The organism is Mesorhizobium kamtschaticum (genome assembly GCF_056174585.1).
In genome coordinates this window covers 873,991-886,098 of sequence record NZ_CM149691.1, presented here as the reverse complement: position 1 = coordinate 886,098, position 12,108 = coordinate 873,991, and the positions used below count along the sequence as shown (strand labels likewise).

Here is a 12,108-nt window from a genome sequence, read left to right as displayed (position 1 = left end):
CGGGTCGCGTCCGGCCGCGCGACGAGCCGACAATACCGCGTGACTGAAAGGCGAAACGGTCCGTCCGCATCAAACCCGCCACTTCCCAGCGGCGGTCGCGCCATCGCCGACACCAGCCGAAAATCGAAATCCCCATAACCATCGCCTGTGGCCCGCGGGTTCCTTCCTCGGGGACTTTCGTACGCCTGCCGGCGCCCGAAACTCTTCACGAAGGCGGTCCGTCAGCTTGCAGGTTGACGTGTTTAGAAGCTGCCGTTCCGCTGTTGACCCAAGGCAGGCACTCAACTCAATTGACCGGTGTCATCACCAACCAGGAGCGCTTGGCGTTCCCGCGAGAAAGACCAGACATTAGCCTCGTCTGCTTCCAGGACCCAGATGCTGTCGAAATCGTCATCGGGCCATGATTGCGGAGCGATCCCTGTGCCACCGACAAGCGCAGCTGTCAGAGCAGGAATAGACTCGTGTTGCCAGCTAACCAACACCGGTGATTGGGCTGTGCGGATGGCATCCGCCGCTAACTGCTCTTGGCCCTTTGAATGAGTGACATCCGGTTCAAGGCCAAGGCGCCTTGCCAGTGGAGTGATTGTCTGGCTAGGCCGCTTGCTCCGAGTGCCGGAATCGTCTCTTTGATCACGCCCGACGCAACAATTGATGCAGGTCTGCCCAGAGGTAGAGGCGGCTCGTAAAAAAATCGGCAAAGGCCTCCCGCGCGTTGCCAGCCGCGCACCGTCAGTGATGCGGGATCACTTTCGCCCTGTTCGGTGACCCCGAGGTCTGGACCGCCTGGGATCGGCTTTTCGGCATGACGAATGATCATTACAAGCTTGTTTGGCATCGTTTCGCCTGCCTCTCACCTTAGCATTGGATCAAGTCGACTGGTGTCGCCAGGGTCGCTCTCGATGCAAGCTCGTTTCCACCTGTTATAAACCCGACATGGCGGCATCGGACTGCCGGACCAAAAAATTTCCTTCATCTAGCGCAGCGGGATGCCAAGGTAATCCTCCCGACTTTTCACCTCGGCTTCGCTTAAATACCCCATTCGGAGGCAGTTCGCGACTTCATATGGGTGGTTCTGCGGGATGGAAAACGTGGCGTTCAAGTCATCGAGGCACCCCTGCCGCAGCGCCTTATCCACCAGTTGCTGCAACGTCGCTTCTTTACCTTGCTGGTGTGATCGATGTTGGCCGAGGACATAAACCCCGACGACAATGGCTGCGAAAGCGCCGGCTACCAGCAGTCGCAATCGCGCGTTATTGGGCATTTGCCCTCCGCAGAACAGCGCAGCCTCTCAGGCTAAAGGGCTTGGTCAGGGTGAATCCCTGCTGATCAATCCTCCGGCTGGCGATTGACCCTCGGTCGAGGACTGGTTGGCACCGATCGGTGTTGCAGATGGGGTCCGCGCGTTCTTGGGCCCAGTCGTGGTGGCAATCGGTGCCGTCGTTGTGGTTGGCACTGGTCACGCAGGTGCTTCGAAGATGGTCAGTTGGCGCGCGGTAGACCCTGTACACCACGTCACCGCTTGCACAGTCGCGCCACCAGGCCGCGAAAGCCGAATGGCAACCAAATCATTTGAATATCGATTTGATCCGACGCAAATGCGCTCTTGCCGAGGAAATCCGCAAGTCCTTTTAGATCAAATGTTTGTCGGGTTTCGGGGCCAACGAATTGCAACCGCTTCATTGAAGAGCAATCTGTCGCATAGATCGACATTGTTCCGCCTGGACGCAGAACCCTGTGGGCTTCCGCCAGGGCGGTTCCGGTCGGCGAGCAGAAGTAAATCACGTTGACGGCCAGAACCTTGTCCACTGAGGCGCTTTCCATTGGCAGCCGCTCGAAGGTGCCCTGGATCAGTTTCAGCTTTCCGTCTTGAATTGCGGCTCGATTTCGAATTTGGGCCTGACGAAACATCGTCGGCGACCGATCCACCCCTGTAATCGTACCGCTGTGCGCTAGTCTGGCCATTTTCTTGAGCGCCCAACCCGGCCCAAACCCTATTTCAAGCACGTCATCCTGCTCGCCGATGTCCAATCGTTCGATGGCCCGCCTGTTGGGCAGGTGATTTATCAGGCCCATGACTGCTCCGGCCGCACGCCCGCACATGCCCTCCGGCATGGAAAACTGTTGCGCAATAAAATTGTGCAGGCCAATGGTGCCTATGCCATCGAGTGTCTCGACGACGGATGCACGTGGTGGTGCCAGATGCCAGCCAGGCGCGCCTTGGAACGCAAGGCCGTCGTTTCCGCCGCATCTGTCAACCTGTGGAACCAATGGTATTGCAAGCGGCTCCTGGGCTTTTTCATCCAACATTCATTGTGCTCTTTATTGCGGGCGATACCCAGGATGCCAGTTCGATGCCGCAGCGTCCGAAACGTATCCGGCGCCATGGCGGCAGCGGCCATCGTTGCAACCGCAGACACACTCACAGGGCTACGATCGCCCAACGACGGTGTAGGTCGTCTCTATGGTTTGAGGAACATGGGACCGATCAGCCGGGCCTTTTCGAGTGGAGGGAGAAACGACATCGCCGCAATAGCGGTGCCGATGAACCCTCCGCATCGCCACAGGAAGCGCCAGCGCCAAAAAGCAAACGATGGCAACGATCGGTACCGCGACGACTGCAAGGGCCACGCCTAGAACCAGCGCGGACGCAATCCAGAAGTTTTCAGCGATCCTGTTCATGAGATGCCTCCATTTTCCCTGAAGCAATGAGCCATTTATCTTTCCCGCGCATTTCCGCTGGAATACATATTCGTAAGATGCCGTAGTGGCGGACGCATTGCCGGCGTCTCAAGGCTCAGCCCGCCACGCCTCACCCATAACACCCGCGCTCCACCGCCAGCCGCCGCACCAGCGCCAGCACGGCGTCGATGGTCGGTGTCGGCTTGTCCGTTAGCCGGCCAAGTTCCTGCACCGCGCTCACCAGCGCGTCGATCTCCATCGGCCGCCCGCGCTCCAGGTCCTGCAGCATCGAGGTCTTGTGTTCGCCGACATCGCCGGCGCCCTTGATGCGGCGGTCGACCTCAATGGGAAAGCGCACGCCGAGGCTTTCGCCGATCGCTTGCGCTTCCAGCATCATGCTGCGGGCAAGCTGGCGGGTGCCTTCGTCGGCGACGATCGCGGCCAGCGTGGAGCCGGTCAGCGCCGAGATCGGGTTGAAGGAGAGGTTGCCCCACAGTTTTACCCAGATCTCGCTGCGGATATCGTCGCGCACCGGCGCCTGCAGGCCGGCCTTGACCATCTCCTCGGCCAGGCGCGTGACCCGTTCGCTGCGCTCGCCCGAGGGTTCGCCGAGCGAGAAGCGCTTGCCCTCGACATGGCGGATGAGGCCGGGCGCGTCGACCTCGACGGCGGGGTAGACGACCGAGCCGATGACGCGCCGTGGCCCGATCCGCTGCCAGATCGCGCCGCCCGGATCGACCGCGTTCAGCCTGGTGCCTTCGAGCGGCCCGCCAACACCGTGGAAATACCACCACGGCACGCCGTTCTGCATGGTGACGACGGCGGTGTCTTGTCCCAGCATCGGCGCGATCTGGTCCAGCGCCGGGGTCAGCGAATGGGCTTTCAGCGCCAGAACTACGCAATCCTGCACGCCGAGCTCCTCGGCCTTCGCGGCGGCCCGGACGGGCGCGACCGTTTCCTGGCCATCCTCGATCAGGCGCAGGCCGTTTGCCTGGATCGCTTCGAGATGAGCGCCGCGCGCGACGATCGACAGATCGGTGCGGCCGGCGATCGCCAGCTTGGCGGCGAGATAACCGCCGATCGCGCCGGCGCCGAAAATGGTGATCTTCATCGTCAAAGCCCGAGTTTGGCGGCAAGGCCGATGCGCTGCAACTTGCCCGTCGCGCCCTTGGGGATCTCGTCCAGGATCAGCACTTTGCGCGGCACCTTGAAGTCGGCAAGCCGCGTCGCGGCATAGGCGCGGATGTCGCTTTCGGTGGCGCTCATGCCTTCGCGCAACACCACGGCGGCCGCCACCTCTTCGCCGAGCTTGTCATGCGGCATGGCGAAGGTGACGACCTGCGTCACCGCCGGATGGTCCATCAGCACATCGTCGACCTCGAGCGGCGAGATCTTTTCGCCGCCGCGGTTGATGATCTCCTTCAGCCGGCCGGTCACCCTGAGGTAGCCGTCCTCGTCGAGCACGCCCTGGTCGCCGGTGTGGAACCAGCCATGCGCGAAGGCCGTGGCGTTGGCGTCCGGGTTTTTCTCGTAGCCTGCCGTGACATTGGGTCCGCGAATGACGATCTCGCCGGTCTCGCCGGCTGTCAGCAGCCGTCCGTCGGGTGCCATCACCGCCACGTCGGGACCGGCGCCGGCCCCGACGCTGCCCGGCTTGCGCAGGCCCGGCGGCAGCCGGTTCGACGCCATCTGGTGGGCGGCCTCGGTCATCCCGTAGGATTCGATCACCGGGCAGCCGAAGGTTTTCTCCAGTTCGCCCATCACTTGCGCCGGCAGCGACGCCGAGGATGAGCGGATGAAGCGCAGGCGCGCCGCCGCCAGCACCTCTTCATTGCGCGCCGCGCGCGGCAGGATCGCCTGGTGCATGGTCGGCACCGCCGTGTACCAGCTTGGCTTCGCCTCACCCAGCCACTGGAAGAAGCGCAGCGCGTTGAAGCCCGGCGTGCAGTAGATGCTGCCGCCCGCTGCCAGCGACGACAGCACCGCCGCGATCAGGCCGTGTATGTGGAACAGCGGCATGATGTTGAGGCAGCGGTCATCGGCGGTCAGGCCGAGGGTTGCGCCAATATGGGCTGATGAGGCCGCGATGTTGGCATGGCTGAGCGGCACCAGTTTCGGGCGCGATGTCGTGCCCGACGTGTGCAGCAGAAGCGCGATGTCGCTATCCCCCGCCATGTCGGGCGCCGCTTGCGGGCCGATCGCCGCGCCCTCGATGGTGAAACTGCCGGCAGGGGTATCGGGCGAAACAACGAGCCGGAGCACGCCAATGCCGAGCCGTTCGGCCACCGCCACCGCAGGACCGGTCTCATTCTCCGCGACAAGGATCGCCTTGGCGCCGATGTCGGTGAGGTAGAAATCGAGTTCATCGGCGCGGTAGGCGGGGTTGAGCGGTGCCGTCGAGGCAGCGGCCGCCACGGCAAAAAAGGCGGTGGCCATCTCCGGCCCGTTCGGCAGCACGATCGCCACCCTGTCGCCCCGGCCGATGCCGAGCGCGTGCAGCCGCTCAGCGGTGGCCGCGATCAGGCTGCGCAGTCCGCCATGGGTGAGGGGGGCTCTGTCGAGCCCCAGGATCGCCGGTGCGTCATCGGCGCCGGCGACGAGACGATGGGAGAGGTCTTTTGAATTCGTGCTCATGGTCACCGACTATGTTTCAAACGACTGCTTCTAGAAAGCCCTGGGGACGATTCGGACCCGGACAATTGTCGACGTCGGCGCCGCCCCTCATTGCCCTGCCGGGCATTTCTCCCCGTAAACGGGGCGAAAGACGCTGCCACCGATGGTTTCGCCAACCACCAGCGTCGCAAAAGAGGCGCCAGCGGTACGTCCATCTCCCTTCTCCCCGCTCACGGGGAGAAGGTGCCCGAAGGGCGGATGAGGGGCAGCGCCGACTTCCGGAAACCGGTCTCCGATCCCATCAATACCCCAGAGCCATGCCATCCTTGCGCGGATCGGAGGCGCCGGTCAGCGTTCCCTTCTCCCAGTCGATCAGCACCACTTGACCGCCGCCGAGCGGGTGATGCGGTTCGGCGATGCGATGGCCGCGCTTGCGCAAGCCTTCGAGCGCTGCGGCGGGAACGCCGCGCTCGGCTTCAACCGTATCATCATTGTAAAACACCCGTGGCGCATCCAGCGCCTGCTGCGGGTCCATGCCGAAATCGATCATGTTGGTCAGGAGATGGACATGCCCGAACGGCTGGTAGCCGCCACCCATGACGCCGAACGGCATCACCACGCGGCCGTCCTTCGTCGCCATGCCGGGCATGATCGTGTGCATCGGCCGCTTGCCGGGCGCGATGGCGTTCGGGTGCGCCGGGTCGAGGCGGAAGCTCGAGCCACGGTTCTGCAGCACCACGCCGGTCTTCGGGCCGACGACGCCGCTGCCGAAGGAGTAATAGGTCGAGTTGATGAAGGAGACAGCGTTGCGGTCGCGGTCGACGATCGAGATGTAGACCGTGTCGCTGCCGGGCAGCTCCAGGCGCGGCAGGTGCGTCATGGCGCTGTCGCGATGGATCTCGGCGCGCAGCCGGTCGGCATAAGCGCCGGATAGGAGCTGTTTTACCGGCACCGGGGCATGGTCCTGGTCGCCGACATAGCGGTCGCGGTCCTGATAAGCCAGGCGTCCGGCCTCGATTTCCAGATGCAGGCGCTCGGCGCCATTGGGGTCGAGCCCGCCCAGCTTGAAGCCTGACAGCACGTTCAGCATAAGCAGCGCCGTCAGCCCCTGGTTGTTCGGCGGCATCTGGTGGATGTCGTAGCCGCCATAGGCGGTGCTGACCGGCGCCACATAGTCGCCCTTGGTCGCGGCGAAATCCTCATGCGAATGCAGCCCACCCAATTCTCTGAGCCGGCGCACCATGTCGTCGGCGACAGCGCCCTCATAGAAGCCGGCGCGACCCTGCTTGGCGATCACCCGCAAAGTGGTGGCGAGTTCCGGTTGCCGGTGGACGTCGCCAGCCTTCGGCGCCTGGCCGCCCGGCAGGAAAATGCGCGATGCATGTTCGTCGGCCGACAGGTCGGTTTCCGGTTCGGCCCAGTCGAAGGCAACACGGTCATGCACGACGTAGCCGTTCTCGGCATAGTGGATGGCTGATGCCAGCACCTCGGCCAGGCTCTTGCGGCCATGGTCCTCCAAGAGCCGGCTCCAGGCGTCGACGGCGCCAGGCACCGTCACTGCATGCGGTCCCTGTTTCGGAAGCTCGCCAAAGCCCTTGTCCAAATACCAGTCGACCGTCGCTTTGGCCGGCGCCCGGCCCGAGCCGTTGAAGGCCAGGACGTCGCCCTGTCCCTTCGGGCAGTAGAGGACAAAACAATCGCCGCCGATGCCGGTCGATTGCGGCTCGACCACGCCTTGCACGGCGGCGGCGCAGACGGCGGCGTCCATGGCATTGCCGCCGGCGCGCAGCATGTCGACGGCGGCAAGCGTCGCAAGCGGATGCGAAGTCGCGGCAACCGCTTGCGTGGCACGAACCGGCGAGCGGCCGGGAAACTGGAAATCACGCATTCTGTCTGGATATCCCTTGGTCACGTCAGCGAATTGGTCTGGTGAAATCAATGCCGCCGGCCGAAGATCTGCGCAACCGATAGCAGCAGGACCGATAGCACGATCAGGCAGGTCGAGATGGCGGCGATGGTTGGGTCGATCTGGTCGCGCAGCGCGTTGAACATGCGACGCGTCAAGGTGGTCGTCTCGCCACCCGATATGAACAGCGAAACCACCACCTCGTCGAAGGAGGTGATGAAGGCGAACAACCCGCCCGAAACGATCGAGAAGCGGATCTGCGGCATGGTCACCTGCCAGAAGGCGGCAACGCGCCCGGCCCCTAAGCTGCGCGCTACGCGCTCCTGGTTCATGTCATAGGAGCGCAAGCCGGACAGCACGGTGAGCACCACCAGCGGCAAGGCCTGCACCGTATGCGCGATGACCAGGCCGGTCAGCGTGTTGTTGAGGCCGATGCGGGCGTAGAGGAAGAAGGTGCCGATGCCGATCAGGATCACCGGGATGATCAGCGACGCCGTCAGCAGCGCGTTGATGGTGCCGTTGAGGCGTAGCGTGCCCCGGTTGATGGCATAGGCGGCGGCGGTGCCGAGCGGCGTCGCCACCAGCACGGTCATAACAGCCACCTTGACCGAGACGATGGTTGCGTCGCGCCATTCCGGCGACTGGAAGTAGCTCTGGTACCAGCGCAGCGACCATTGCTGTGGTGGAAACTGCAGCAGCGTCGAATCCGAAAACGACATGATGACGATGATGATCGACGGCGCGATCAGGAACAACAGCACCAGGCCGCCGAGCGCGTAAAGCCACAGACGTTGCCGGTGCGAGATCGGCAGGCCGATATCTCCGCTCATCGCGAACTCCACACACCGGTGGCGCGCGCGCCGAGCAGCCACTGGAAGAGACCAAGAAGTGCCAGCGTGACCACCAGTAGCACCACGCCGAGCGCGGCGCCGGCGCCCCAGTTGGAATAGAGGCTGGTGGTCTGTTCCATGCGCATCGCCCACATGATCACCTTGCCGCCGCCCATCAGTGCAGGGGTGACGAAGAAGCCGAGGCAGAGCACGAAGACGATGACCACGCCCGAGGCGAGGCCGGGCAGCGACAGCGGAAAGAAGATCTGCCGGAAGGTGGCGACCGGGCCGGCGCCAAGGTTCATGCTGGCACGCAGGCAGTCGGTATCGATGGTCTTCATCGAGGCATAGAGCGGCAGCACCAGGAACGGCAGCAATATGTGCGTCATGCCGATGACGACGCCGGAAAAATTATTGGCGAGCGACAGTGGCTGGCTGATCACGCCGAGGTCGATCAGCCAGTTGTTGATCAGGCCTTTGCGCTGCAGGATCACCAGCCAGGCATAGGTGCGCACCAGCACCGACGTCCAGAACGGCAGGATGACGAAGATCAGGCAGATCGAGGCCGCCCGACGCGGCAGTTGCGACAGCATGTAGGCCAGGGGATAGCCGAGCAGAACGCAGGCGCCGGTGACAATGAAGGCGACCTTGAAGGTGGTGACGAAGGTCTTGATGTAGGAGGCCTGCTCGAAGAAGCGCGCATAGTTGGACGCGCTCAAGGCGCCGGCCTCGTCGAACAGCGACAGCCAGAACAGCCAGCCGATCGGCACGATGATGATGGCAAAGACGAGGAACAGGCTGGGCGACAAAAGCGCCAGCAGCCGCAGCGATTCGCGCCGCGCATCGGCGCGCAGCATCCGCGCGTTGAGGTCACGGCCCGCGTCGCCGGCCGTTTCGTTCAGAAGGGCGGATTGCGCGCTCATCCCTCGGCCGCCACCAGGATCGTGTCCTGCGCATCGAGACCGAGGCTGATCGGCTGGCCGGGCGCCGGCAGCCGCGCCAGCACATCGCTGCGGCAATAGTCGCGTAGCGTCAGTTGGCGGCCATCGCGCAGCACCGCGTAGCAGACGAAGCTGTCGCCCTGATAGATGATGTCGACGACCATCGCCTCGAGCACATTGACGCCGTTCGACGGCTCGCCCGCCGTGACCAGCCGCAGCTTTTCCGGCCGCACCACCATCAAATGCTGACCCGGCATTGGCGCGGCCCCGGCGGTGTGGATCCGCCTGTCCTCGTACCAGACCGACCCGTTGCGGCATTCGACAGGGACAAAATTCGACTCGCCGATGAAGCCGGCTACAAATTGCGTCTTCGGCGCGGCGTAGAGTGTTTCCGGCTTGTCGAGCTGTTCGATACGTCCGGCGTTCATGACAGCGATGCGGTCCGACATGGTGATGGCTTCGCGCTGGTCGTGCGTGACATAGACAGTGGTCATGCCAAGCCGCCGGTGCAAGGCGCGCAGCTCGATCTGCATATGCTCGCGCAGGCCCTTGTCGAGTGCCGAAAGGGGCTCGTCCATCAGCACGATGCGCGGCTCGAAGACGATGGCGCGCGCCAGCGCCACGCGCTGCCGCTGGCCGCCGGAGAGCTGGTCGACACGCCGCTCGCCGAGGCCCTTGAGCTTCACCAGTTCCAGCGCCTTTTCGACACGTTCAGCTGTCTCGGCCGCCGCGACACCGCGCTGCTTCAGCGGAAAGGCGATGTTGTGAAAGACGTTCATATGCGGAAACAGCGCGTAGTTCTGGAACACCATGCCGATGTTGCGCCTGTGCGGCGGCGTGGTGATGATCTCGTCGCCGCCGACCCGGATCGAGCCGCCATTGGCTCTGACGAAACCGGCCAGGATCATCAGCAGCGTCGTCTTTCCCGAGCCGGAAGGCCCAAGCAGCGTCAGGAATTCGCCGGCCTCGACATCGAGGTTCAGGTCGCGCAGCACCGGCACGCTGCCAAATCTCTTTTCGATCCGGCGCATGCTGATCGGCAGCGCGGATGGCGCAATGGACAAGATTCTTTTCTCCTTAGGCGGCAAACAAGAGGTGGCGACGCGGGTGCTGGTCGCGCCGCGTCGCCGTGAGTTTACGGCTGAGGTCTATTGCTGGATCAGATTGTTGAACTTCTCCGTCGCCTCGACCAGATTGTCGCGCCAGAACTCGGCGTCCTGCAGCACCTGCTTCTTGACGTTTTCGGGCGCCGAATTGATGCCCTTGATCCGCTCCGGCGGGATCTTGCCGGTCTCGAAGGCCTTCTCGTTGACCGGGCCGTTGTCGACATAAAGCGGCAAATTGGCCTGCAATTGCGGGCTGACGAACATTGCCAGCGCCTTCATCGCCGCCTCCTTGTTCTTGGCACCCTTGGGGATGACCATGCAGTCGGCGGTGAGAACACCCTGATCGAAGGAGAAGCTGACCGGCGCGCCTTCCTTCTTCAAGGTGCCAGCGCGGCCGTTCCAGATGCTCGCCATGTCGACTTCGCCATCCTTGACCAGCTGCATGGCCTGGGCGCCGGAGGTCCACCAGGCATCGACATGACCACGGATCTTGTCGACGGATTTCAGCGCGCCGTCGATGTCGACCGGATAGACTTTGTCGATCGGCAGGCCCGAGGCGAGAGCGGCGACGCTGAGCGTCTCGGTCGCCTGGCTGCCGGAGAGAGCGCGCCGTCCCGGAAACTTTTCCACGTTCCAGAAGTCGGCCCATGTCTTCGGGCCTTTGTCGCCGAAAACATCGGTCCGGTAGATGAGCACGACGGAGGTGTAGGAAATGCCGACCCAGTCGTCATGGACCAGCTTCGGGTTGATGCCGCTCTTGTCGATGATGTTGTAGTCGAGCTTCTCGAACAGCCCTTCCTTGGAGCCCCGCGCGCATTCGTCGGCGCCAAGCTCGGTGATGTCCCATTTCACCGCATTGCCGGTCACCTGCAGGCGCACGTCGTCGAGGCCGTTGGTGGTGTCCTGCTTGATGGTGATGCCGAGCGCGTCGGCGGTCGGCTTGAAGAAGGCCTTGGTCTGCGCCTCCTGATAGGTGCCGCCCCATGAGGCGACGGTGATGGTATCGCCCGCCATGGCGGGGGCCGCGACCGCTGCCATGAGGGCGGCAACCGCGACAACGCTAACGCTTCTGGTCCTGTTCATTTTCGGCTCTCCAACCGGTGTTCCCATTGTTTTTGATTTCGCATGCTATTTTGTATACAATTTTGAGTGTAGCTTCGGGATCGGCGATGTCAACACCGCTCGGAGTCGCCTGAAGGCATCGATGATGGGCTGGGAGGACGCAACGCCGGGGCGTGGCAAATCCCGCCGACTTTGAATACAGCTATGCGTGAGAACACATCGACTTCCGGCGGACAGACCGGAGAACTGGAAACGGAACTTGGCCAGGGAAACCAAAAATACACTGCGCGACTCGGTCTATTCCGCGCTCAAGGCGATGATCGTGACCGGCCAGATTCCGCCGGGCTCGCGCGTCACCGAGAACGACATTGCCGTCAGGCTGAATGTCAGCCGCACGCCGGTGCGCGAGGCCTTCAACCGCCTCGAGCGCGACGGCCTGGTCACCGGCCGGCCGCGCCAGGGCTATGTCGTCACCGAATTCGACATCAACATGTTCCGCGAAGCCTTCGACATCCGCGAACTGCTCGACGGCCATGCGACCGAACTGGCGGCGGCCGCCGCGACCGAGAAGGACAAAGCACGGCTACGCGCCATGCTGGCGGAATGCGAGCGGCTGGCCGCCATTCCGGACCGCACCACCAGGGAAAAATTCCAGGAGCTGGAAGTCGGCATCGACCTCCACCGCGTCATTGCCGAGATCAGCGGCAATGTGATGCTGCACGGCATGCTGTGCGGCATCCTCGACAAGTGCCAGCACTATGTCTGGACCGAACTGTTGTGGCTCGACGAATGGAAGATCGCCCGCGACGAGCATGCCGAGATCGTCGAAGCGATATGCGCCGGCGATGCTACCCGCGCTGGCACGCTGGCCCGCGCCCATGTGCGTGGCTCGCGCGACAATGTGCTGCGCCTGCTGCAGGCGAAGTCGGATTATCAGAGCTTTCTCGCCAAGGCGTCCTGACCGGGCCGGT

The 12,108-nt window shown here is 63.4% G+C and carries 11 protein-coding genes; 1 reads left to right on the top strand and 10 read right to left on the bottom strand.

Annotated elements, in window-relative coordinates:
• Positions 1-973: 973 nt before the first annotated feature.
• The 10 genes from AC0V7N_RS04255 to AC0V7N_RS04210 form a co-directional block, all read right to left on the bottom strand.
• Complete coding sequence (locus tag AC0V7N_RS04255; RefSeq protein ID WP_475454995.1) at positions 974-1,261, bottom strand: hypothetical protein; 288 nt, start codon at positions 1,259-1,261, stop codon at positions 974-976.
• A gap of 251 nt (positions 1,262-1,512) precedes the next feature.
• Positions 1,513-2,307 (bottom strand): methyltransferase domain-containing protein, encoded by a 795-nt coding sequence (locus tag AC0V7N_RS04250; protein ID WP_496627729.1) that lies wholly within the window; start codon positions 2,305-2,307, stop codon positions 1,513-1,515.
• A 120-nt stretch (positions 2,308-2,427) separates the two neighbouring features.
• A complete protein-coding gene (locus tag AC0V7N_RS04245; RefSeq protein WP_475454991.1) occupies positions 2,428-2,679 on the bottom strand; it encodes a hypothetical protein in 252 nt (83 codons plus the stop codon).
• A 130-nt stretch (positions 2,680-2,809) separates the two neighbouring features.
• A complete protein-coding gene (locus AC0V7N_RS04240; RefSeq protein WP_475454989.1) occupies positions 2,810-3,790 on the bottom strand; it encodes a 2-dehydropantoate 2-reductase in 981 nt (326 codons plus the stop codon).
• A 2-nt stretch (positions 3,791-3,792) separates the two neighbouring features.
• Positions 3,793-5,313 carry an acyl--CoA ligase gene (locus tag AC0V7N_RS04235; protein WP_475454987.1) on the bottom strand — a complete coding sequence of 507 codons (1,521 nt, stop codon included), beginning with the start codon at positions 5,311-5,313 and terminating at the stop codon, positions 3,793-3,795.
• 280 nt (positions 5,314-5,593) lie between these two features.
• The gene (ggt, locus tag AC0V7N_RS04230) at positions 5,594-7,180 is read right to left on the bottom strand and encodes a gamma-glutamyltransferase (protein ID WP_475454985.1); all 1,587 of its coding nucleotides are present in this window, start codon (positions 7,178-7,180) and stop codon (positions 5,594-5,596) included.
• Between the two features lie 47 nt (positions 7,181-7,227).
• On the bottom strand, positions 7,228-8,028 hold the full coding sequence (locus AC0V7N_RS04225; protein ID WP_475454983.1) for an ABC transporter permease: 801 nt from the start codon (positions 8,026-8,028) through the stop codon (positions 7,228-7,230).
• Positions 8,025-8,951: an ABC transporter permease gene (locus AC0V7N_RS04220; RefSeq protein ID WP_475454981.1), complete on the bottom strand. Its 927-nt coding sequence runs from the start codon at positions 8,949-8,951 to the stop codon at positions 8,025-8,027. Before AC0V7N_RS04220 ends, AC0V7N_RS04225 begins: the two co-directional genes overlap by 4 nt.
• Entirely contained in the window at positions 8,948-10,033 is a 1,086-nt protein-coding gene (locus AC0V7N_RS04215; protein WP_475454979.1) for an ABC transporter ATP-binding protein, read from the bottom strand. The genes AC0V7N_RS04220 and AC0V7N_RS04215 overlap by 4 nt, the downstream gene beginning before the upstream one ends.
• A gap of 84 nt (positions 10,034-10,117) precedes the next feature.
• Positions 10,118-11,158 (bottom strand): ABC transporter substrate-binding protein, encoded by a 1,041-nt coding sequence (locus AC0V7N_RS04210; RefSeq protein ID WP_475454977.1) that lies wholly within the window; start codon positions 11,156-11,158, stop codon positions 10,118-10,120.
• Between the two features lie 238 nt (positions 11,159-11,396).
• On the opposite strand from AC0V7N_RS04210, the gene AC0V7N_RS04205 reads away from it, so the two are divergent.
• The gene (locus tag AC0V7N_RS04205; protein ID WP_475454975.1) at positions 11,397-12,098 is read left to right on the top strand and encodes a GntR family transcriptional regulator; all 702 of its coding nucleotides are present in this window, start codon (positions 11,397-11,399) and stop codon (positions 12,096-12,098) included.
• Positions 12,099-12,108: the final 10 nt, after the last annotated feature.